Annotated in this window: 14 protein-coding genes, 1 tRNA gene and 8 pseudogenes; 10 read left to right on the top strand and 13 right to left on the bottom strand. The window is 63.7% G+C overall.

Annotated features, from left to right (window positions below):
• Nucleotide 1 precedes the first annotated feature (1 nt).
• The 6 genes and pseudogenes from metG to BF95_RS18720 all read right to left on the bottom strand — a co-directional run bounded on the left by metG (nucleotide 2) and on the right by BF95_RS18720 (nucleotide 6343).
• Nucleotides 2–1569, bottom strand: a pseudogene (metG, locus tag BF95_RS18745) (methionine--tRNA ligase).
• Between the two features lie 44 nt (nucleotides 1570–1613).
• A pseudogene (locus BF95_RS18740) lies at nucleotides 1614–2584 on the bottom strand (AAA family ATPase).
• Nucleotides 2581–3207, bottom strand: a complete 627-nt coding sequence (gene tmk, locus BF95_RS18735; RefSeq protein ID WP_043153420.1) for a dTMP kinase — start codon at nucleotides 3205–3207, stop codon at nucleotides 2581–2583. The pseudogene BF95_RS18740 and the gene tmk overlap by 4 nt, the downstream one beginning before the upstream one ends.
• A complete protein-coding gene (locus BF95_RS18730; RefSeq protein ID WP_043153417.1) occupies nucleotides 3204–4367 on the bottom strand; it encodes a D-alanyl-D-alanine carboxypeptidase family protein in 1164 nt (387 codons plus the stop codon). Before BF95_RS18730 ends, tmk begins: the two co-directional genes overlap by 4 nt.
• 45 nt (nucleotides 4368–4412) lie before the next feature.
• Nucleotides 4413–5311, bottom strand: a pseudogene (locus BF95_RS31185) (septal ring lytic transglycosylase RlpA family protein).
• Nucleotides 5295–6343, bottom strand: a pseudogene (locus tag BF95_RS18720) (lytic murein transglycosylase). Before BF95_RS18720 ends, BF95_RS31185 begins: the two co-directional pseudogenes overlap by 17 nt.
• A 134-nt stretch (nucleotides 6344–6477) precedes the next feature.
• Between BF95_RS18720 and BF95_RS18715 the strand changes: the two are divergent.
• Nucleotides 6478–6567: transfer RNA gene (locus tag BF95_RS18715), tRNA-Ser, on the top strand.
• 119 nt (nucleotides 6568–6686) lie between these two features.
• Here the strand turns inward: BF95_RS18715 and BF95_RS18710 are convergent.
• A complete protein-coding gene (locus tag BF95_RS18710; RefSeq protein ID WP_043153415.1) occupies nucleotides 6687–7310 on the bottom strand; it encodes a TetR/AcrR family transcriptional regulator in 624 nt (207 codons plus the stop codon).
• A gap of 79 nt (nucleotides 7311–7389) precedes the next feature.
• Here BF95_RS18710 and BF95_RS18705 point away from each other — a divergent pair, with 79 nt between their 5' ends.
• Nucleotides 7390–8466, top strand: a complete 1077-nt coding sequence (locus BF95_RS18705; RefSeq protein ID WP_043153412.1) for an aldo/keto reductase — start codon at nucleotides 7390–7392, stop codon at nucleotides 8464–8466.
• A 159-nt stretch (nucleotides 8467–8625) separates the two neighbouring features.
• Here the strand turns inward: BF95_RS18705 and BF95_RS18700 are convergent, their stop codons facing one another.
• Nucleotides 8626–8889, bottom strand: coding sequence for a hypothetical protein (locus BF95_RS18700; protein WP_043153409.1), 264 nt, complete (start codon nucleotides 8887–8889; stop codon nucleotides 8626–8628).
• A 40-nt stretch (nucleotides 8890–8929) separates the two neighbouring features.
• Entirely contained in the window at nucleotides 8930–9601 is a 672-nt protein-coding gene (locus tag BF95_RS18695) for a DUF4197 domain-containing protein (protein WP_043153406.1), read from the bottom strand.
• A 144-nt stretch (nucleotides 9602–9745) separates the two neighbouring features.
• Between BF95_RS18695 and BF95_RS18690 the strand changes: the two genes are divergently transcribed.
• Entirely contained in the window at nucleotides 9746–10585 is an 840-nt protein-coding gene (locus tag BF95_RS18690) for a 2-dehydro-3-deoxygalactonokinase (RefSeq protein ID WP_327195480.1), read from the top strand.
• A 22-nt stretch (nucleotides 10586–10607) separates the two neighbouring features.
• Nucleotides 10608–11239: pseudogene (locus tag BF95_RS18685) on the top strand (2-dehydro-3-deoxy-6-phosphogalactonate aldolase).
• 12 nt (nucleotides 11240–11251) lie between these two features.
• Here the strand turns inward: BF95_RS18685 and BF95_RS18680 are convergent.
• Nucleotides 11252–12618, bottom strand: a pseudogene (locus tag BF95_RS18680) (ATP-binding protein).
• Nucleotides 12615–13343: a response regulator gene (locus tag BF95_RS18670; RefSeq protein ID WP_043153402.1), complete on the bottom strand. Its 729-nt coding sequence runs from the start codon at nucleotides 13341–13343 to the stop codon at nucleotides 12615–12617. The pseudogene BF95_RS18680 and the gene BF95_RS18670 overlap by 4 nt, the downstream one beginning before the upstream one ends.
• Nucleotides 13344–13648: 305 nt before the next feature.
• On the opposite strand from BF95_RS18670, the gene BF95_RS18665 reads away from it, so the two are divergent.
• The 5 genes and pseudogenes from BF95_RS18665 to BF95_RS28115 all read left to right on the top strand — a co-directional run bounded on the left by BF95_RS18665 (nucleotide 13649) and on the right by BF95_RS28115 (nucleotide 19838).
• Nucleotides 13649–14761, top strand: a complete 1113-nt coding sequence (locus tag BF95_RS18665; RefSeq protein ID WP_081764215.1) for an efflux RND transporter periplasmic adaptor subunit — start codon at nucleotides 13649–13651, stop codon at nucleotides 14759–14761.
• Nucleotides 14762–14764: 3 nt separating this feature from the next.
• A complete protein-coding gene (locus tag BF95_RS18660) occupies nucleotides 14765–17917 on the top strand; it encodes an efflux RND transporter permease subunit (RefSeq protein WP_043153401.1) in 3153 nt (1050 codons plus the stop codon).
• Nucleotides 17914–19276, top strand: a pseudogene (locus tag BF95_RS18655) (efflux transporter outer membrane subunit). Before BF95_RS18660 ends, BF95_RS18655 begins: the two are co-directional and overlap by 4 nt.
• Nucleotides 19277–19340: 64 nt before the next feature.
• Entirely contained in the window at nucleotides 19341–19481 is a 141-nt protein-coding gene (locus BF95_RS28375; protein ID WP_200867007.1) for a hypothetical protein, read from the top strand.
• Nucleotides 19482–19559: 78 nt separating this feature from the next.
• A complete protein-coding gene (locus tag BF95_RS28115; protein WP_152542833.1) occupies nucleotides 19560–19838 on the top strand; it encodes a hypothetical protein in 279 nt (92 codons plus the stop codon).
• Nucleotides 19839–20061: 223 nt separating this feature from the next.
• Here the strand turns inward: BF95_RS28115 and BF95_RS18645 are convergent, their stop codons facing one another.
• Nucleotides 20062–20721 carry a glutathione S-transferase family protein gene (locus BF95_RS18645; RefSeq protein ID WP_043153398.1) on the bottom strand — a complete coding sequence of 220 codons (660 nt, stop codon included), beginning with the start codon at nucleotides 20719–20721 and terminating at the stop codon, nucleotides 20062–20064.
• A 140-nt stretch (nucleotides 20722–20861) separates the two neighbouring features.
• On the opposite strand from BF95_RS18645, the gene BF95_RS18640 reads away from it, so the two are divergent.
• Entirely contained in the window at nucleotides 20862–22469 is a 1608-nt protein-coding gene (locus BF95_RS18640) for an alpha-amylase family glycosyl hydrolase (protein WP_043153396.1), read from the top strand.
• A gap of 3 nt (nucleotides 22470–22472) precedes the next feature.
• On the opposite strand, the pseudogene BF95_RS18635 reads toward BF95_RS18640, so the two are convergent.
• Nucleotides 22473–23124 (bottom strand): annotated as a pseudogene (locus BF95_RS18635) (acetyl-CoA C-acyltransferase); the annotation flags it as partial.

Raw genomic sequence — 23124 nt, 5'->3', positions numbered from 1 at the left:
ATCAGCCGTCCGCTTCGGTCAGTTCGAGACGGGGGAAAAGCGGCTTGGGGGCGGCAAGGGTGAAGCCATTTTCTACCAACGTCTGGTACCAATTCGAACGAAGCGCCGCGTGGTGGCGGACGTCTTCAGGCACTCCCATCTGGTCCAGCAATGCCGTTGCGCTCGCTGGGATCACTGGCAAGATGGCAACCGCTAACTGCCCGATCGCTATATATAGCGTCGCGAGAACTGCCTCCATACGTGCAGGATCCGTTTTTCTCAAAGCCCAGGGTGCTTGGGCGTCAATATAAGCGTTACAAGCGAATACTGCGCGCATCCAAGATTGGATACCGTCCGAAGGCGCAAGGCTTTGAAAATCACTCTCAAGCGCCGCAATTTCCCTGCTCACAAAGGACTGTAAATCTGTATCAGCATCGGTCTCAGCGTTACCACCCCAAGGCAAGCGGCCTTCCAGATTTTTGGCGATAAAGCTCAGCGTCCGCTGCGCGAGATTGCCGAAGCTGTTGGCGAGGTCGCTGTTGGCGCGGGCGACGATCGCTTCGGCGCTGTAGCTGCCGTCATTGCCGAACGTGACTTCGGACAACAGGAAATAGCGCAATTGATCGACGCCGAACCGCTCGGCCAGCGCAATGGGATCGGCGACATTGCGACCGACTTGGACATTTTCTCGCCGCGGTTTAGCAGGAAGCCGTGGCCGAAAATCTGGCTTGGCAAGGGCAGCTTCGCACTCATCAGAAAGGCTGGCCAGTAAACGGCATGAAAACGCACGATATCCTTGCCGATGATGTGGGTGATGTCACCCCCTTCGGCCCAGTAGCGCGCCATCCGCGCCGCATCGTCTGGATAGCCGCAGCCGGTCAGATAATTGGTCAGCGCGTCGACCCAGACATACATGACATGGCCGTCGCTGCCCGGCACCTTCACGCCCCAATCGAAGCTGGTGCGCGAGATGCTGAGGTCGCTCAGGCCACCTTCGACGAAGCGCAGGATTTCGTTGCGGCGGCTGTCCGGCTGAATGAAGTCGGGTTGGCTTTCGTACAGCGCAAGCAGCCGATCCTGATAGGCAGACAGGCGGAAGAACCAGCTTTCCTCGACCGTCCACTCGACCGGCGTGCCCTGGGGCGAGAGTTTGACGCCCCCTTCCCCTTCGACGATTTCCTTCTCGTCGTAAAAGGCTTCGTCGCGGACCGAATACCAGCCTTCATAGCGGCCAAGATAGAGGTCGCCATTGGCTTCCATCGCCTGCCAGATCGCCTGGCTGGCGCGGTGATGATCGGGTTCGCTGGTGCGGATGAAGCGATCATGGCTGATGTTAAGAACCGAGGCCATGTGCTGGAAATGCGCCGCCATTTCATCGGCAAGCGCACGCGGTTCGATGCCGCGTGTGCGCGCCGCCTGGTCCATTTTCAGGCCATGTTCGTCGGTGCCGGTCTGGAAAAATACGTCGCGGCCCATCATCCGCTGGAAGCGGGCGATCGCGTCGGTGGCGATCACCTCATAGGCGTGGCCGATATGTGGACGGCCATTGGGATAGCTGATGGCGGTGGTGATGGTATAGGGTTTGGACATGGCGCCTTCCCTAGCGGCTGTTCGCCTGCGCGCAAAGTCGCTTTTCAGGCGGCGCGCGGTGCCAGCGCCGCGACATGGCCCGCCAGTTCAAAGACGACCGCCGCCGGGTCGAGCGACAGGATGATCGCTCCGCCCGCCAGCCGCCGCGCTTCCTCCCAATGGTCGAGCGCCACGCCAAGGGCGGGACCACTACGGTGCCGCGCAGCCTCGGCCAGGAAGGCCGGCGCGCGTTCCAGAAAGGCTTCATAACGGGGACGGGCTGCCTTGGCGCCAGCGTTTTGGCCAGCAGGAGCCGATGCCGGTTGCCGGGATCGCCATCGGTCGCAATCGATGCCAAAGCGGCTTCGATCTCGGCCAGATTAAGCCCGGCATAGCGCAGCGCCTTGCCCGGCGATCCTTCCCCTGCCCGCACCAGCGCGTCCATTTCCTGCGCCGAAAATTCTTGCTCACCCGCGCGCAGCACTGTTCGCATCGCCGCATCGTCCAGCGGATCGAAGCGCAACGTGCGGCAGCGCGAGCGGATGGTCGGCAGCAGACGGCCAGGCGCATGGCTGACCAGCAGGAACAGCATGTCGGCGGGCGGCTCCTCCAGCGTCTTGAGCAGCGCATTGGCCGCGCCGCGTTCCAGATCGTCGGCGCTGTCGATCACCACGATGCGGCGCGTCGACAGCGACGGGGCCGACTGAAGCAGCCGCCCCAGCCCGCGCACCTGATCCACGCTGATGTTGCGCGCGGTGACGCCATCTTTTTCGAGCGGCGCAAGTTGGGCATAGTCGGGATGGGCACCGGCATCGATCAGGTGGCGTACCCGGTGGTCTTCGGGCACGGCAAGCCCCTCCCCCTCGACCTTCGGCCCGGCTGCATCGGCGAGCAGGCGCAGCGCCAGCGCGCGCGCAAAGCTGCCCTTGCCGATGCCGCGTGGGCCGCTCAATATCCAGCCATGGTGCATCCGCCCGCTGGCCGCCGCCGCGATCAGCAAACGGGCCTGCCCGTCATGGCCGATGAGCGTCGTCATGGCAGCAGGTCGGCCAGCGCTTCGAGCAAGCGGGCAGTGACGGCGTCCGCTGCGCCCGATGCATCGACAGGTCGGAAACGGGCGGGTTCTTCGACCGCAAAGCGGGCAAAGGCGTCCGCCACCGCCCGATGAAAGGACCGATCCCGCCCACCAATCCGGTCGGACATGGCGCCATCACGGGCACGCGCGCGCCTTTCGGCTTCCGCTTCCGGCAAGGTCAGGAACAAGGTCCGGTCGGGGAGGAATCCGCCGCTGCCGATCCGGTGCAACGCCACTATGTCAGCGTCGGTCAGGTCGCCCTGCCCCTGATAGGCGCGGCTCGAATCGAGATAGCGGTCGGACAGCACCCATGCGCCCCGCGCCAGAGCGGGGCGGATCGTCTTTTCGCCATGGTCGGCGCGCGCGGCGGCGAACAGCAGGGCTTCGGCGCGCGGGCTCCAGCGATCCTCGCCGCCGGTGAGCAGCAGCGCGCGTATCGATTCCGCGCCCTCGCTACCGCCCGGCTCGCGCGTTTCCACGACCTCCAGCCCGCGCGCGCACAAGGCAGCGGCGAGCGCGCGAAGCTGGGTCGATTTCCCCGCGCCCTCGCCACCTTCCAGGGTGATGAAGCGGCCCGGACTCACCCGAACAGCGACTTCATGCCATTCCAGATGCGGCCGAACATACCGGCTTCCGCTACATCTTCACCCGCCACCAACGGCATGACCTGCGGCGGCGTGTCTGCCGTCTGGATGATGAGCTGGGCGATCTGCTGCCCCTTGGCGATCGGCGCCTTGATCGGGCCGGTATAGACGACCTTCACCTTGACGTTGGCCGACGCGGTGCGGGGCAGCGTCACCGCCATATTATGCGGCGCGACCAAGGGCACGGTCGTTGCGCTGCCCAACTGAACTTCAGCGGTTTCGACCACGGCACCCTTCTTGAACAAAGGCTGCGCCTTCCAGGCTTTGAAGCCCCAGTCCATGAAGCGCACCGATTCGCCGATGCGGCCATTGAAGCTGGTCAGCCCGGCAACGACCATGACCAGACGACGGCCATCCTGTTCGGCGGACCCGGTAAAGCCATAGCCTGCTTCCTGCGTATGCCCGGTCTTGAGGCCGTCCGCCCCGGCGATCTTGCCCAAAATGGGGTTGCGATTGCCCTGACTGATGTCGGCCCCGCCCATCGTCTTGCCCCAGGTGAAGGAGCGCGCGGCATAGAAGCGCTTGTAGAGATCGGGCGTCTCTTCGATCGTCGCCTGAGCGAGGCTGGCCAGATCCTCGGCCGTCACATAGGTCACGCCTTCGTCCGGCCAGCCGTTGCTCGTGCCGAAATGGCTATTGGCAAGGCCCAGCCGCTTTGCCTCCTCGTTCATCTGCGCGACGAACGCCTGTTCGGTACCCGCAATCCCTTCGGCCAGCACGACACAGGCGTCATTGCCCGACAGCGTGACGATACCATGCAGTAGATTTTCCACCGACACCTGTTCGCCCGCCGACAGGAACATGGTCGATCCGGCTTGCGGTCCGTGCCATTGCTTCCAGGTTTCCGGGCGCACGGTGAACATCGTGTCGAGCTTCAATTCGCCGCGCTGGATCAGGCGGAAGGCGACATGCGCCGTCATCATCTTCGCCATCGAAGCGGGCGGCATCCGCGTCTGGCCGCCCTTGTTGTAGAGTACTGCGCCCGACGACAGATCCTTCATATAGGCGATCGGCGCTTCGCTGCTATAGGGCGGCGCAGCGGCAGTCAGCGGCTGGGTCAACAGCCCGGCAAAGAGGAGGACTGCAACGGACTTGTTCATGACACTGCCTTCAATTGGGTGGAATCGTGCGGCGTTGCGCCGGATCTATCGCGCGTCATTAGCGATGATCGGCGCATTCTCAAAGCCCCCTGCTGCGGCTGCCCGGACGCCCGCCTGCGCTGCGGTTCGGGTGGGATAAGGGCCAAAGCGCACGCGCCACAGACTGCCGCCTTCGACGGCGGTCGCACCGATGCGTTTCGCGAGCGTTTCCGCGCGGCCGCGCGAGGAGAAGGCACCGACCTGCACGACATAGCCGCCACCCGTTGCAGCGGGCACGGGCGACCGAGCGGGTAGCGTCGGACGCTGCTTAGACTTGGCAGGTGCGCTGGCGACCGATTGGCGCGGGGGAAGCGTGGCCCGCAATGGGGCCAGCAGCGCGGCGGGCGTTTCCAGCCGTTCCGCGACGCGTTGACGGGCACGGAGCAGCGCGCGATCCTGCTCGGGCGGATTGACCCGGCGCACCCGTACTGCCGCTGCACCTTCACCGATGATCCCCAACTGCTCGGCCGCGCCGCGCGACAGATCGATCAAACGATCATTCGCAAAAGGCCCGCGATCATTGATGCGCACCAATATCGTTTTGCCGGTATCGAGCGCGTCACCTCGACATAGCTTGGCAACGGCAGAGTCTTGTGTGCGGCGGTGATCGCCATGGGCATGAACGTTTCGCCATTGGCGGTCTTGTTGCCCTGCAACTCCTCCCCATACCAACCGGCATAGCCCACCGCGTCATAATTGAGCGTGTCCTCGGGCGTGTAGGTGACACCGGCCACGGCGTAGGGTGCCCCGATCATGACCGGCTCGTCAGCGACCAAAGCTGTTTGCGGCAAAGGACGTGACGCGGGTGTGGGCGGCACGAGCGGTGGCTCTCCACCGCAAGAGGCCAGCGTCAGCAGCATCCCCGCCGCCCATTGCGGCCTACCAACCCTATTGTTTGACCGCATCGGCCAGCAACCCCACGGACAGCGCATAGAAATTGGAGCAATTATAGTCGAGAATGGCGCGGTAATTACCGGTCAGCAGATAGGCAGTCTTCCCCGGCCCGTCGGGTTCCAGCAGCGTCGCCATCACGCTATCCGCGGGCCAGCTATCCCGCGCCAAGGACATGCCCAGCTTGCGCCACTCGCCAATGGTCAACCAGCGGCTATGGCGGTTGAAGACGCGGGGGCATCGCGCTGGCTGCGTCCGGGCCGTAATGGCTGCGCGGTTGAAACTGGTGGGCACGTTCACGGCAACGCCCCAAGGCTGACCCGCACGCCAGCCGGACTGAACGAAATAATTGGCGATCGACGCCAGGGCATCGGCCTCGCTGGTCCAGATGTCGGCCTTGCCATCGCCATCGCCGTCGCGCGCCAGACGCAGATAGACGCTGGGCAGGAACTGCGGATAGCCCGTTGCGCCGGCCCAACTGCCAACCAGGCGGCTGCGCGGCACGCCATTGTCGAGCATTTTCAGCGTCGCGAGCAATTCCGGTTCGAACAGCGTCCGCCGCCGCCCCTCCCAGGACAGAGTTGCGAGCGAACGGATCAGATCGAAATCGCCGGTGTAGGAACCATAATTGGTCTCATGGCCATAGATCGCGACCATAATCTCTTCGGGCACGCCCGTTTCCGCTTCGATCCGGGCGAGGCGCGCGCGATTGTTACGATAGGCGACCCGTCCGCGATTGATGCGCGCGGCGTCGACATGCTTGACCCGATAGGTTCGAAATTCGGGATCGGCGAATAAGCGCCACCCCCTGGCTGGCTTTGGTCGAGTTGGATGACGCGGGGGTTGGGGGTCAACGTTGCATAGACGCTATCAAGCGTCGCATCCCGGATTTCCATCGCCCGCGCTTTGGGCCGGATGCTGTCCAGATAGGCGCGGAAGGCCGCGCTGTCCTGCGCCACGGCCTCGGTCGGCGCCACACTGCAAGCGGCAACGCCAGAAAGGCCAAGCAGCAACGAAAACACGGATATACGCACAGAATCTCCCATAACCCCGTTGTTGCACAGGCAGGCAGCGAGGTGAATCCCTTAATGGCAAGCAAGCGCCAAGAAAGGGATGAACCGATCGATCAGCGATTTTTGCGCTTGGCAAGTCCGTCCGGCGCGCTAGGAAGCCAGACAACGGAAGTGTGGCCGAGTGGTTTAAGGCAGCGGTCTTGAAAACCGCCGTGGGTGTAAGCTCACCGTGGGTTCGAATCCCACCGCTTCCGCCACCCCTCCCAATCCAAGCAATGGCGCGATGTTCTGCCAAATTGCTATGTCCATGCCGCCGCTTGTTCCGACGACCAAACAGGTGGATATCGCACACGGTGTAGGGCTGTCCTGTCCGAACTCACGCGCGCGGCCACGCGCCAAGGGCCGTTTCGACGATGGCCAGCAAGGACTCACGGGAAGCACCGTCGCGTGCGAGGTTGGACATGCCTTGTGCTAAAGCCATCACGAATCCTGCCAGAGTGGGGCCATGCGTCCCGCGCGGGATCATGCCATTGGCGATATCGCGATCAATGCGGGCCTCAAGGCAAGCGGCTATCGATTTGCGAACGTCGGCGATGGCGCCCTGCACATCGCGAGAGGCGGCAGACCCGCTTGCCGTCGCGCTGGCGAGCAGGCACCCCTTTGGGGTGGTGTCGCCCGTGTACATGATCGCTGCGTTGACCAGCATCGAGCGGGCGGCCTCATAGGCCGTCGGCGCGTCATCGATCGCCCGCGCGGCCGCGTCTTGATCCCCCGCGTAGCGCCTTGTTGCTTCCAGAAAGAGCCGCTTTTTGTCGCCAAATGCCGCATATAGGCTTGGGGCCGTCACACCCATGGCAGTCGTGAGATCGACGATCGAGGTCGTTTCATAACCGTGCCGCCAAAAGGTTAGCATGGCTTGTTCCAGTGCGGCGTCGCGATCGAACGATAAGGGCCTGCCGGTCTTGCGCGGTGCCGTGACGGTGGAATTTGATAATTTCATAGTGATCGCTCTGAAATAGATTGACGTGCCTTATCGAACATATAATGGCTTTCATATCGAACGCTAGGAAAGTAACCTTATGTCGCTCACCGATTTCCGCACGCTCGGCCGCTCGGGCCTGGTCGTCAGTCCGCTCGCCCTTGGCACCATGACATTCGGGTCCAACGCGTGGGGAACCGACGAAGGCCTGTCTCGGACGATCTTCAATGCCTATCGCGATGCGGGCGGCAACTTCATCGACACGGCCGACATCTATTCGGGCGGCGAGAGCGAGACACTGGTCGGTCGGTTCATCGCGGAAAGCGGCACACGGGACGACATCGTGCTGGCTACCAAATTCGCGTTCAACGGTTCGACAAGCCCGCTGACCCAGACACAAGCCGGCGGTGGCAATCCCAATGCAGGCGGCGCTGGCGCGAAGAATATTCATCGCGCACTCGACGCATCGCTGAAGCGGCTGCGCACCGACTATATCGATCTGTACTGGATGCATATCTGGGACGGCGTGACCCCGGTCGAAGAGATCGTGCAAACGCTCGGCGACCTCGTGCGGGCAGGCAAGATACGCTATTTCGGCCTGTCGGACATGCCCGCCTGGCTGGCAATGAAGGCGGCGACGATCGCAACCGAGCGCCGCGTTCCCGGCCCGATCGCGATGCAGCTCGAATATTCGCTCGTCGCGCGCGATGTGGAAAGCGAGCATTTACCGGCTGCGCGAGAGGGCGGGATGGGCATCATGCCATGGAGCCCCCTGGCGGGCGGATTCCTGACCGGAAAATACAAGCGCGGAAACACGTCCGACACCGGCCGATTAAGCGGCGCGAACCCATTTGGCGACAGCAAATTCGTCGATCGGAACTGGGACATTCTCGATGTGCTCCAAGCGGTTGCAGACGAGCTTGAACGGCCCGCAGCGCAGGTGGCGCTTGCCTGGACGCTGGCCCGCCCCGGTGTCGCCTCCACCTTGATCGGCGCGAGGACGGTGGCCCAGCTGGACAGTAATATTGCCTCTACGGACATCCGCCTGACCGCCGAACAGATGCAGCGGCTCGACGCTACCAGTGAGCCGACGCTAGGGTTCAGCGCGTCCCTGGCGCAACCCTTTATTCGCCGCATGATCTTTGGCGGATATGACGTGACCGGTTGGGGCGAATAACCCCCATGCCATCCGCCCTGCTCCGTTGGGAAGGCTGAAAACCTCTGCACGTTACAGGCTGGACCGGCGCGCGGGGTTAACGGTATTCGGCTAAGATCTAATGCTCATATTCGTCGGGCGTGGGCCGCGAATAAAGTCAGTATCGTCCAACCTCGTCCTTCAGTGCGCCTCGCTGCGCATCCGCACCACCAGCGCTTCGATCTCATTGGGTTCGAGCAGCCAGGTCCGCGTCTTGCGTCCTTCCCGGTGAACGGGATGGGTCAGCAACACGCGCGCCTGGGTCTGGGCGTGGGGTTTATAGAGGGCAAAGTGGGTCGCGCAGTCGCGGATCGTGCCGATCAAGGGCGGCTTTCCGTCCAGGTCGATCATCGTCGCGGGCTGATCCCAAGGGATGGCGGCGACGCCGGGATATTTCTGTTCCATGGGTATGGGACACCACGGCGCGCCGCCAAAATCAAGCGGCTTATCGCAGCAATGCCATCAATATGGGATCGCGGGTGGCCGCAGGATCGCGCCGTATCTCCGCTTCCTCGCGGCCGATGGCGCGAAAAATAGCGTCGCCAATCTGGCCCGACACATTCCCGGCCAGCGCCGCATAATCCCGGCCCCCCGTCGCAGAAAGCGCCGCCGTCAGCATTTCGAACATATCCGATTGCAGCGCGCGCGACGCGCCGGGTAGCAGCGCTTCGACCACCGATCCGCGTGCTTCCCGCGCCAGCAGGTCGGTCGCTGCCGTCGGCCCGCCGCGCAGGACGGACACGGCATCGGCCAGCGTCATGCGCTGCACCGCATCCATCACGATCGGCGCAGCATTGTCGGCCAGATCGACGGCGACATCGTTGAGCGCCATGTCCACCCGGTCGCGCACCGCGCGGGTGCGCAGCAGCGCGGACAGGACCGCGCCGCCCCGGTCGCCGCCCAGATCGGGTGGCGTGATATGGGTGAGTTGATCATCATAAAAGCCGCCCGGCTCGGTCAACCGCGCAAAAGCGCGTTGGCTCGACAGCTGGAGCAAGCGGCGCACCGCTTGCTCGACCGTGTAGCGCCCCATCGGGGTCGCGCAGGCTGCGAGCGGGAGCAGCGTCAATGTCGCGATCACGCTGCGCCTGTTACAAAGGCTCTCTGTCCGAACCATGATGCGTCTCCCTATTATTTACGCGATGCTATGCGCAGGACTATCTTGCAGAGACCTGAACTGGACTATCAGAGGCCAGGCGATCTCATTGATGCCACGCTTAACGCGTTGCGTTTGCTATCGCCGCATTATAGTCGGACAATTATGAGGCAGCAGAGTTTCATCGCCGTCGATTGGGGCACGACAAACCGCCGCGCCTACCAGATCGTGAAGGGTGCGGTCGTTGCGGCGCAGCGCGATGCCTTGGGCATCACGTCGGTGCCGCCAGGCGGCTTCGTGCCGGAGGTCGATCGCCTGCGCGACCAGTTGGGCGGCGCACCTGTGCTATTGGCGGGCATGGTCGGTTCCAATCGCGGCTGGATCGATGCGGGCTATGTCCCCACGTCCGCCACCCTCGATGCGCTTGCCGCCGCGATCGTGCGACCTACCGACGGCGTCATGATCGTGCCGGGCGTATCCCATATCGCGGACGGCCGGGGCGACGTGATGCGCGGCGAGGAAGTGCAATTGCTCGGCGCGGTCGCCGCTGGCCTCGTCCCCGCAGACGCCTTGCTGTGTCAGCCGGGGACCCATTGCAAATGGGCCTGGATGCGCGATGGCGCGATCGCCGCTTTCGTCACCGCCATGACCGGTGAAATGTTCGCCCTGCTCAAGGCCCATGCCCTGATCGGCCAGGACATGACCGGGCCGGTCACACCGGGCGATGCTTTCCGCGCTGGCGTGCGCGAGGCCATACGCGGGGACATGCTCGCGTCGCTGTTCGCCATCCGCCCGGCGGGGCTGCTTGGCCTGCGCGACCGCGCCGATGCCGCGTCCTTCGCCAGCGGCCTGCTGATCGGCAGTGATTGCGCCGCCCATGCCGCTGGCGGCACCGTCCATCTGTTGGCCGATCCGACGCTGGGCGCACTCTATGCTGCGCCATCACGGAACTGGGCGGCACGGCGGTCATGGTCGACAGCGAAGCCGCCTTTATCGCGGGCATGACCCGCCTTTGGGAGCAGATTGCATGAGCCTGGATTTCCCCACCGCCTTTTCCCGCTGCCCGCTGGTCGCCATCTTGCGCGGTGTGCGGCCGGACGAGGTCGAACCGATCGGCGACGCATTGGTCGAAGCAGGCTTCACCCTCATCGAAGTGCCGATGAACTCCCCCGACCCGATCGACAGTATCGAACGGCTGGCGCGCCGGTTCGAGGGGCAGGCACTGGTCGGCGCAGGCACGGTGCTGACCGTCGAACAGGTCGAACAGGTGCGGCAGGCGGGCGGGCAGCTTATCATCTCGCCCAACAGCGATGTCGCCGTCATCGCCGCGACCGCTCGGGCGGGCATGGTCTCGATGCCGGGCTATTTCACCCCGACCGAAGCCTTCGCCGCGATCCAGGCAGGCGCATCGGCGCTCAAGCTCTTTCCCGCCGAAGCCGCCACGCCCACGGTCCTCAAAGCCCAGCGCGCCGTTCTGCCGAAGGATCTGCCCGTGCTGATCGTCGGCGGCATCAACCCCGGCAATATGGCTCCATGGGTTCAGGGGGGTGCCAATGGGTTCGGCCTTGGTTCGGCGCTCTACAAGCCCGGCGCGACCGCGGCGCAGGTCGCGAAGCGGCGCGCGCCTTCATCGCCGGCTGGCAGGCCTTGGCGGCGTAACGCAAATTTTGCCTATCCCTTCATGTCGATGGTCGCGATCAGCCCGCCATCGTCGGCATTGCGCAGCCGCACCGATGCCTCGAAACTCATCGCCAGCGACCGGGCGATGGTGAGGCCGATGCCCGTGCCATGCCGTCCGCCGGGTTGGCCACTTGGCCCCCGCGTGAACGGCTCGAACATCTGGTCAAGCTGATCGGGGGCGATGCCTGGCCCCCGGTCACGCACATGGATCAACACACGCCCGCCGGTCCGCATGCAGCTGATATCAGCGCTGTCGCCATATTTGATCGCATTATCGACCAGATTGGCGATGCACCGGGTCAGCGCATTGGGCTTCACGCGCACCGTACCGCCACACCCCGCCATGAACCGAACCGGCGCGCCCAGTTCCTGCGCATCTTCGGCCATGCTCGCGAGCAGCGAGTCGATATCGAGCAGCGACCATGGCTCGCGCGCTTCGGTGCTGCTGGCCAGGTCCAGCCCCTCGCGCACCAGCGTCTGCATCGCCTGCAAATCCTGCAGCAGGCGCGCGCGCAATTCCCCTTGCTCCATCAGTTCAAGCCGCAACCGCATCCGCGTCATCGGCGTCTGGAGATCATGGCTGATCGCGGCGAGCAGTTGGGTCCGCTCGGCAAAACCGGCGCGGGCGCGGCGCTGCATCAGGTTGAACGTGGAAAGGGCCGCGCGCACTTCTTCCGGCCCGCGTTCGGGAATTTCCTCCGGGTCGAGCGACACCGAAAAGGCCTCGGCCGCTCGTTCCAATCGGCGTAACGGCTTCGACACGAAGCGCGCCACCAGGATTGCCAAGCCCGCCGAAGCTGCAATGATGACCATGAGGTAGAGCGGATTATAGATGACCCGCAGCGGCTTGGCGAGACGGGGGAAGGTAAGGGCCAGCGCCCGTCGCTCGCCCGTCGTATCGGTGAAGCGCACGACCCAGCAATCGGGTCGGGGTGCATCGACCAACCCCGCCGCGCGCTCGGTCGTTCGGCTAAAGTCGGGGAAGCACAGCCCAAGCGGCACCTGCCCGGCTTCGGGCAAAGAGCGTGAGCCAAGGCGGTCGGCCAGCGTTGCCTGCAGGTCGCGTCCGGTTCATTGATCGCAATCCCGGCGGGTGCGGACGACGCCCCGATGATGCTATGCGTCGCCATCATCGCTTCGATCCGTGCGGGATCGCGTCGCAAGCGATCGGCAATATCGAGCGCGCTCGCCACCACCCGTTGCCGCCTTACCCGTTCGAAATCATGCCGACGCGTCTGTTCGGCGACCATCAGCGCAATGATCGCCGCAACCGACATGCCGATCGTCAGGATGACGAAAATCTGTCCGGTCATGGACCGGAAGAAGATCGGTACGCGCGAAAGTGAGCGAAGGATCATGAATAATCGACCGCGCTGGCCAATACATAGCCCTCGCCGCGCACCGTCAGGATCAACTCACTACCGCCAGGCAAGACCGCGAGCTTCTGCCGCAATCGGCTGATCTGCAGATCGATCGTCCGATCGAACGCGGCGGTCGCACGCCGTTCGGGCAGCAAAGTTTCGCGCGCCAGCACCATGTTCGGCTCCTCGATGAAGCGGCAGAGCAGCCGATATTCCGCCGAGGATAGCATCACCAGCCGCTCGTCGGGCGCGACCAGCCGCCGTTGTACCAGATCCAGCCGCCACGGGCCGAAATGGGCATAGCGCATCGCTTCCACAGCTGCCGCCGGTTCGCTCCGCCCGCGCCGCAGCAGGTTGCGGATACGCACCAGCAATTCGCGCGGTTCGAACGGCTTGGTCAGATAATCGTCCGCGCCCAGTTCCAGCCCGAGCACACGGTCGATCGCACTGCCCCGCGCGGTGACCATGATGATCTGCACCGCAGACCCCTCGGCCCGCAACTCGCGGCATAGCGACAAGCCATCGCCATCGGGCAGGTTGAGGTCCAGCACGATCAGGTCGACACTCTCCTCGCGCAGTGTCTGGCGCAATTCGGTCAGGCTGCCGACGCCCAGCAGCCGGTAATTTTCCTGCCGCAGTTGGCCGACGATCAGGTCGCGAATATCGGCATCGTCATCGACCACCAGCACCGTGGCGGCAGGAGCAGAAATGGTATCGATCATCCCACCTTCTATCGCGCACGCCTGCCAATGTCTGCGCCTCTCCGCGTCCTGCTACAGGCTGATACAAAGCGTTACGTGGTGGCAAGGCTTCGGGACAGGAAGACCATAAGTCGCTCTACCATGTGACAGGCAATGGCGTCAGGACGAAAGCGTCGGCACCCCCTAGCCGACGCCAAGCGGAGTCCTCGCGACGTCAGCGGAACAGGTCCGTCCGACGCACGATCCCTCCCCCCTCCCCCCGTGCCCGGTCGGCAACGCGGCGGCGCGAGGCTCCGCCTGGTTCAAGCAAGGATCGACGCAACATTATGCCTTCGCCTTTTCGCACCGCGCCGCTGGCGCTCTGCATCCTGATTGCCGCGTGCGCCGAACCCAAGCCGCCGCAAAAAGGGCCAGTCGAAGTGGGCGTCGTTACCTTGACCGCGCAGAATGTCACCGTGGCCAGCGAACTGCCTGGCCGCACCGTTTCCGCGATGATGTCCGAAGTCCGGCCCCAGGTCGCAGGCCTGATTCAAAAGCGCCTCTTCACCGAAGGCGCGATGGTGACGGCAGGGCAACCGCTCTACCAGATCGACGAACGGCTCTACCGCGCCTCGCGCGACGAAGCGCAGGCGGCGCTTGCCAGCGCGCAAGCGACCCAAATGGCAGCGCAGGCCAGAGCCCGGCGCTACACGCAGCTTGGCGACAGCGAGGCCGTGAGCGCACAGGATCGCGACGATGTCACGGCTACGGCCCGGCAGGCCAGCGCCGCCGTGCAGCAGGCGCGCGCCAGTCTGCAGACGAGCAACGTCAACCTGCAATTCACGCTGGTCCGCGCGCCGATCAGCGGCCGCATCGGCCGCACCCTGTTTACGCCGGGTGCGCTCGTCACCGCCAGCCAGGCCGATCCGCTGACGACGATCCAGCAGCTCGACCCCATTTACGTCGATGTCACTCAGTCGAGCACCCAATTGCTTGCGCTGCGCCGCTCTCTGGCGTCGGGCGAGACCCTGCCCGCCAGCGCGACGATCCGCCTGAAACTGGAGGATGGCAGCGACTATCCGCAGGAGGGGGTGATCGCCTTCGCCGAGCCGATCGTCGACGTCAACAGCGGCACGGTGACGTTGCGCGCGCGCTTCCCCAATCCCGACGGGCTGCTGATGCCCGGCATGTTCGTGCGCGTCGTCGCGCCCCAATCGGTGGTGCCCGGCGCCATCCTCGCGCCGCAACAGGGCATCACCCGCGATCCCAAGGGCAATGCCACAGCGCTGGTGGTGAACAGCGCGAACAAGGTCGAGCGCCGCACCGTGACCGCGGGTCAGGCGATCGGCGACAAATGGCTGATCACCAAGGGATTGAAGGCCGGAGACAAGCTAATCGTCGAAGGCACGGGCAAGGTGCAGCCCGACGATGTCGTCAAGCCCGTCGCGGCATCGAAATAGGCCATGCTCAGTCGCTATTTCATCGAACGGCCGATCTTCGCCTGGGTCATTGCCATCGGCATCATGCTGGCGGGTCTCGGGTCGATGTTCTCCCTGCCGATCGCGCAATATCCCGACATTGCGCCGCCCGGCGTCGGCATCAGCGCGACCTATCCTGGTGCATCCGCCAACACCGTCGAAACCGCCGTCACCCAGATCATCGAACAGCAGCTGACCGGCATTGACGGGCTAATGTATTTCTCCTCCTCTTCGTCGGCGACGGGCCGGTCGCAGATTACGGTCACCTTCCAGAAGGGCACCGACCCCGACACCGCGCAGGTGCAGGTGCAGAACCGCGTGCAACAGGCGCTGAGCCGTCTGCCCAATCCGGTGCAGCAGCAGGGATTGACGGTCACCAAGCAGCAGACCGACTTTCTGATGCTGGTCGGCCTCTATGACGAGACCGACCTCGCGACGCAGGCCGATATTTCCGACTATCTGGTCAATAATTTCCAGGATCCGATTGCCCGGATCGAAGGCATAGGCGCGACCCAGATTTTCGGGTCGCAATATGCCATGCGCGTCTGGCTCGATCCCTATAAGCTCGCCGCCGTCAAGCTGATGCCCTCGGACGTGCAGAGCGCGATATCGGCGCAGAATGTCGAAGTGTCCGCCGGGCAGATCGGCGCTGACCCCGCACCCGCCGGGCAGCAGATAAACGCCACGGTTACCGCCCGATCGCGCCTGGAAACCCCCGAACAATTCCGCAACATCGTCGTCAAGACGCAGCGCGACGGGTCGATCGTCCACCTGTCCGACGTGGCGCGGGTGGAATTGGGCAATGAAAGCTACACCACCGCAGCGCGACTGAACGGCCATCCCGCATCGGGCATGGCGCTGCAACTGGCGCCCGGTGCGGACGCGCTCAAGACCGCCGAACTGGTAAAAGCCGCCGTTACGCAACTGTCCCAGAACCTGCCGCACGGCTATAAGCTGGTCTATCCCCGCGACACCACGCCGTTCATCAAACTGTCGGTCAACGAAGTCATCAAGACGCTGATCGAGGCTGTCTTACTGGTCGTCGTGGTCATGTTCGTCTTTCTGCAAAGCTGGCGCGCGACCCTTATCCCCACCATTGCGGTGCCCGTCGTGCTGCTCGGCACCTTCGGCGTGCTGGCGCTGTTCGGCTATTCCATCAACACGCTCACTTTGTTTGGCATGGTGTTGTCGATCGGCTTGCTGGTCGATGACGCCATCGTCGTCGTCGAAAATGTCGAGCGGATCATGGAGGAAGAAGGGCTGTCGCCCCGCGATGCAACGATCAAGTCGATGGAAGAAATCGGCAGCGCGCTGGTTGGCATCGGCCTCGTCCTATCCGCCGTGCTGCTGCCCATGGCTTTCTTCGGTGGTTCGACCGGCGTAATCTACCGCCAATTCTCCATCACCATCGTCTCGTCCATGCTGCTCTCGGTCGTGGTGGCCCTCATCCTCTCGCCCGCGCTCTGCGCCACCTTGCTCAAGCCCGTGCATGACGAACGGCGCAACCATGGCTGGTCGGGCAAATTCAACCGTGGGTTCGACCGGCTGACCCACGGCTATATCCGCCGCACCGAACAGATGCTGGGACGGCGCAAGCTGTTCTGGCTGGGCTATCTCGTCATTCTCGGCATCCTTGCCCTGCTTTTCGTGCGCTTGCCATCCAGCTTCCTCCCGGTTGAGGATCAGGGGCAGGTCATGGCGCAGATCACTCTTCCAGCTGGTGCCAAGTCCAGCCGCACGACGGAAACCGCCGCGCAAGTGCAGAATTATTTTCTCAATGATGAGAAGGATAACGTTGCCTTCGCCTTCATCATGACCGGCTTCAGCTTTCAGGGCCAAGGTGAAAATGTCGCCATGGGCTTTATCAACCTCGCTCCATGGGACGATCGCAAAGGCGTGGTCAATAGCGCCGGTGGCATAGCCGAAAGGGCCAATAAACAGCTGTCGGCGATCCGCGACGCTCGGGTATTGGCAATGACCCCGCCTGCCATTCGCGGGCTCGGTCAATCCAACGGCTTTACCTTTCAACTGCTCAACACGGGCGGACTTAGCCGCGACCGCTTTCAGGAGGTGCGCAACCAACTGATCGCTGCCGCCGCGAAAGACCCGCTCCTTGCCGGCGTTCGCGCGGCAGCACTGGAGGACACGCCGCAGCTGAAGATCGACGTGGATTCCGAAAAGCTCGCTGTGCTGGGCCTTAGCCAGAGCGACGTCGATTCCGTCTTAAGCGCCGCCTGGGGCAGTCGCTATATCAATGATTTCGTTGATCGCGGCCGGGTCAAGCGCGTCTTTATGCAGGCCGACGCACCCTATCGTGCGCTGCCCACGGATCTCGACAATTGGATGGTGCGCTCGGCATCCACGGGCGAGATGGTCCCCTTTTCAGCATTTGCGACCACGCACTGGACGATGGGACCATCCACCGTCGCTCGCTTCAACGGCCAACCCTCCTTTGAAATTCAAGGGCAAGCGGCGCAGGGTGCCAGTTCAGGCGAAGCCATGGACCGGATCGTCGCGTTGCAGCAGCAACTCCCACCCGGCACCAGCTATGCCTGGAGCGGCCTGTCCTACCAGGAACAATTGTCGGGTGGACAAGCGCCATTGCTCTATGGCCTGTCGGTTCTGGTCGTCTTTCTCTGCCTCGCTGCACTATACGAAAGCTGGTCGATTCCGATCGCGGTGCTGCTGGTCGTGCCGCTTGGCCTTGTCGGCGCGGTGATCGCGGTCTGGGCGCGCGGGCTTGAGAACAACATCTTCTTCCAGGTCGGCCTGCTTACCACCATGGGTCTTGCCGCCAAGAACGCCATCCTCATTGTCGAATTTGCCGAACTGGCACATCGTCAGGGCAAGGATCCTTTGTCGGCGGCGCTCGAAGCGGCAAAGCTGCGCTTTCGCCCGATCCTGATGACATCGCTGGCCTTTATCGCTGGCGTCATCCCGCTCGCGATCGCGACTGGCGCAGGGGCACAAAGCCGGGTCGCTATCGGCACGGCCGTTATCGGCGGTATGCTGACGGCGACATTGCTGGCGATCTTCTATGTGCCACTCTTCTTCGTCACCATCGCGCGGCTGTTCGACCGCGATAAGACCAAAGCGCCGCCACAAAGCCCGGCCCCGGACGCAGGATTGCCCGCATGACCCGCACCCTCCTCCTGCTGACCGGTGCGCTGACACTGGCGGGCTGCAACATGGCTCCGACCTATGTCCGGCCCGCCGCGCCGGTGCCTGCGGCCTTGCCCACAGGCGAAGCCTATGCCCCGGCACAGGCTGGAACGGCGGGCCTGCCCTGGACGCAACTGGTCAACGACGTCAAACTCCAGACTGTGATCGAACGCGCGCTCACCAATAATCGCGACCTGCGCGCAGCGCTCGCGAATGTTCAGGCAGCCCGCGCACAATATCGTATCCAGCGTGCAAGCCAACTGCCGACCGTGACCGGTGACGCCAGCGCCGCCTTCGTCCGCCAGAATGATGCGCGGCAGAATAGCTACAGCGCCGACATCGGCTTTGGGTCGTTCGAGATCGACCTGTTCGGGCGCTACGCAACCTCTCTCAATCCGCGCTGCAATCCTATCTGGCGACGCAAGAAGGCACGCGTGCCACCCGCATTGCGCTCATCGCCGAAACGGCGAGCGCCTATGCGACGCTGGCCGCCGACCAGGAATTGCTCGTCGTGTCGCGCCAGACACTCGCCAGTGCGCAACGTACCATAGCCCTCGTCAATACGCTCAACGGCGTTGGGCTGACCGGCAAGCTCGATGTCTATCAGGCGCAAACGATCGTCGAACAGGCCGCTTCCGACGTTGCCGCCAATATGACCCAGGTCGCGCAGGACCGTAACGCGCTCGATTTGCTGGCGGGCACGCCGGTCGAGGACGCTCTGCTTCCTGTCTCGCTCGACAGCCTGATCGCAGGCATCGCCGCAGTTCCCGCCGGGCTGACCTCGGACACCCTGCTCCAGCGTCCCGACGTGCTGCAGGCCGAACATCAACTCATGGCCGCCAATGCCGATATCGGCGCGGCGCGCGCGGCGATGTTCCCGCGGATCAGCCTGACCTCGGCGATCGGTGTTGCCAGTTCCGCGCTTTCCGCGCTCTTCACCGGTGATGCCTTCGCCTGGTCCGCTGCGCCGTCGGCCAGCCTGCCGATCTTCGGCGGCCCCGTGCGCGGCAATATCGCGCTCAGCCAGGCGCAGCGCGACATGATGCTCGCCCAATATGAGGGGGCGATCCAGACCGCCTTTCGCGAAGTCGCCGATGCGCTCGCCCGCGACGGCACGATCGACGCGCAGCAGGCGGCCCAGCGCCGCCTCGTTATCGCCAGCCAGCGCGCTATACCCTGTCCGAAGACCGCTATCGCGCGGGCATCGACACTTTCCTCAACACGCTCACCAGCCAGCGCACGCTGTATGCCGCCCGCCAATCGGCGATCGCCACCGACCTTGCGCTCGTCTCCAACCGCATTCTGCTTTATCGCGTGATAGGTGCGGATCAGTAGCGAGCCGCTTCCCTTGCTCTGCACTTATGATATGCTGGCCCCATAATATAAATGGAGAGGGACCATGCTTATTCTGGCGCGGTATCTGGATTGGTTTTGTCGGCAATGTGCCGCCGGTGCGCAAGATGAACTGCGCCTCAATCAGTTGATCATCAGCGCGCGGGAGCCCCAAGCCCGCAAGGATGGTGCGCCGCAGCGTCGTTGATACGCTTCTCCCTTGCCTATGCCGGTCGGTCGCGCCATGGCGCAAACGCGCAGCGAGGCCGAGGGAAATAGCAGCAGCATGAGCAAGGATCGCCCGCAGGATTTGCGCGACATTGTCGATCGGATCGGGCAACGCCCCGCCAATCCGATCACCCGCGCGCGCCAGATGGTGGAGCAGGAAGTGCCCGTCGCACGGCGCGGTCCTGGGTGGGACCGGCATTGGCGCGAACTGGAAGCCTATCTCGAAGTCGGCGTCCTATGGCGGGATCCGGCCAAGCCGCTGCCCAATAACCATTCTCCGGAAGAGACCGAAACGTCGCTGGACAAAAAAAGGGCCGATCCGAAGACCAGCCCGTAAAAGTTTTAGGAGAGGATGCCTGAAAGGCGAGTTTGTTTTCACCGAACTGCACTTTTGCTGCAAGTGCGAAAGCCTTTAGAGCGATTGCAAAAATTGCATCCGTAGCGCAATGCAACGCTTTCCGTAGGGGAATTAGGTCGGCCAAAATGCGGAATTGAGCGATCTTTTATCGCCCGACTCAGCGAATCACGCGATGGTTCGAGACCGCGCTCGTGAGCGAATTTCACGGTTGGCCACTTTGCTCAGTGCCGATGAACACGGCCAATTGGTCGGCAAAGGCGCGCTGGAACGCTGGCCGTCCCTCACCTCGCGCAACATAGGCCAGCAGATTGGGATGGGCGGCCAGCAGCCCGGATGTCGTCAGCCGACGCAACACATTGACGAGCAGCAGATCGCCCGCGCTAAATGCGCCATCGATCCAGGTCGCATCGCCCAACCGACACGCCAACGCAGCCAGCCGATCATGCACCTGCCCATCCAGCATCGGCAGACGCTCGGCATGCCAGGGCTTGTCGCGCTCGGTCAGCATCGCGCCTTCGCGCTGGAGGATTGGCGGTTCGACCGTGTTCAGCGCGGCAAACATCCAATTGATCGCCCGCGCCCGCGCACCCTCGTCGTCCGGCAACAGGCCCATATATCGCTGCGCGATGTGGAAGACGATCGCGCCGGATTCGAACAACGTCAGGTCGCCATCCTCGTAGGTTGGGATCTGTCCGAAAGGCTGAAGCGCCAGATGGTCGGCTTCCTTCATCGCCGCAAAGGACAGCAAGCGAACCGCATGGGGCTGGCCCACTTCCTCCAGCGCCCAGCGAACGCTCATGTCGCGGGCCAGCCCCCGACCGCGATCGGGCGACTGGGCGAAGGCCGTGATGGTGATGGTCAAACTCAGTCTCCCCCTCCGCCACATCCCGTTCCCCATGGCGGCCCTTTGGCAATCACGATCCCAGGCTTCACCTATCGCAACCGACATGCAAGAGTGTAGTGGCATGCCCCCTGCCAAACCCTGACCCGCAAAGGCCAGCCATGACGTCAGCGCCCGTACAGACCGACCTTCCCTGGTGGAAAGGCGCGGTAATCTACCAAATCTATCCGCGCAGTTTTCAGGACAGCAATCATGATGGCGTGGGCGACCTTAACGGCATCACCCAGCGATTGGAGCATGTGGCGCAACTGGGCGTGGATGCGATCTGGATCTCCCCCTTCTTCACCTCGCCCATGCGCGACTTCGGCTATGACATCGCCGATTATTGCGACGTCGATCCCATTTTCGGCACGCTCGCCGATTTCGACGCGCTGATAGCGCGTGCCCATGCGCTGGGCCTGAAAGTCACGATCGATCAGGTCTATGCCCATAGTTCCGACCTGCATGACTGGTTCGCGCAGAGCCGCGCCGATCGCACCAATGCCAAGGCCGACTGGTATGTCTGGGCCGACCCCAGGCCCGACGGCACCCCACCCAATAATTGGCAGTCGGTGTTCGGTGGCCCAGCCTGGACCTGGGACGCGCGGCGGGGCCAATATTATATGCACCAGTTCCTGGCCAGCCAGCCCCAGCTCAACGTCCATAACCCGGTGGTTCAGGACGCGCTGCTCGACGTCATGCGCTTCTGGCTGGATCGCGGCGTCGATGGTTTTCGGCTCGATGCCTTGAACCATGCGATGCACGACCCCGACATGCGCGATAATCCCCCCGCGCCCGATGATGGCAGCCTACGCACCCGCCCGTTTGATTTTCAGATCAAGCGCTACAGCCAGTCGCATCCCGACATCGTCCCCTTCGTTGAACGCATCCGCGCGCTCTGCGACGATTATGGCGCGATCTTCACTGTCGCTGAAGTGGGCGGTGCGCTCGCCGAGCAGGAGATGAAAGCCTTCACCCAAGGCGATCATCGCCTCAACAGCGCCTATGGATTTTCCTTCCTCTACGCCCCCGCGCTCACGCCGGCGCTGGTCGCCGAAACGGTCGATCGCTGGCCCGACGAACCGGGCATGGGCTGGCCCAGCTGGGCGTTCGAAAATCACGACGCGCCGCGTGCCGTTTCGCGCTGGTGCGCGCCCGAAGATCGCCCGGCCTTTGCCCGCATGAAGATGGCGCTGCTGATGGCGCTGCGCGGCAATGCCATCCTCTATCAGGGCGAGGAATTGGGCATCACCCAGGTCGATATTCCCTTCGAGCGGCTGCAGGATCCCGAAGCGATCGCGAATTGGCCGCTCACCCTGTCACGCGACGGTGCACGTACACCGATGCCTTGGTTGGTCGATGCCAGACAGGCAGGCTTTTCAAGCGTCGAACCCTGGCTGCCCCATGGCGACGATCATCTTGCGCTCGCCGTGGATGCGCAGGAGGCCGACCCTGGCTCCCTCCTCACCTTCACCCGCAATATGTTAGCGCTGCGCAAGGCTAACCCGGCTCTGAGTCATGGCGCGCTCACCATATTGGTGGCCGACGCAGCCTGCCTCGCCTTCCGCCGGACCTTCGACGACCAGTCGCTGCTCTGCGTCTTCAATCTGTCGAACGCGCCGATCGCCTGGCCCGATAGCGGTGCCGGATCAGGCCGCATCCTGACCGCCACCAATGGCGCGACATCGGGCAGCCTGCCGCCCTATGCGGCTATCCTGATTGAAGAGTAGCTATTACAGCGCCTCCACGATCGTCACATTGGCAACGCCGCCACCCTCGCACATCGTCTGCAAGCCATAGCGCTTGCCCCGCGCCCGCAGCGCGTGGATCAGCGTCGACATCAGCTTGGTGCCGCTGGCGCCCAGCGGATGGCCCAACGCAATCGCGCCGCCGTTGACGTTAAGCTTCGCCGGGTCAGCGCCGATCGCCTGGAGCCACGCCATCGGGATCGCCGCGAAGGCTTCGTTGACTTCGAACAGGTCGATATCGTTGAGGCTGAGGCCCGACCGTTCGAACGCGCGTTTGGTCGCCGGAATCGGTTCTTCCAGCATGATCACCGGGTCGCCCGCCGTCACGGTCAGGTTGACGATGCGCGCGATCGGCGTGAGGTTAAAGCGCTTGATCGCCGCCTCGCTCGCCACCAGCACGCCCGACGCGCCATCGGTCATCTGGCTGGCATTGGCCGCCGTGATCGTGCCGCCTTCCTCCAGCGTCTTGACGTTCGCCATCGCCTCCATCGTGCCGCCACGACGCACGCCATCGTCCGTGTCGAACAGACCGTCGGGCGTCTCCACGCCGACGATCTCACCCCTTGAACGCGCCGCTGTCGATCGCGGCAGCCGCCTTGGCATGGCTGGCCAGCGCAAAGGCGTCCATATCCTCGCG

It is taken from the genome of Sphingobium sp. Ant17, from assembly GCF_000588875.1.
In the GTDB taxonomy this organism is placed as follows: Bacteria; Pseudomonadota; Alphaproteobacteria; order Sphingomonadales; family Sphingomonadaceae; genus Sphingobium.
Note: the sequence above shows the minus strand (reverse complement) of the source record. Positions and strands in the feature narration are given on the sequence as shown.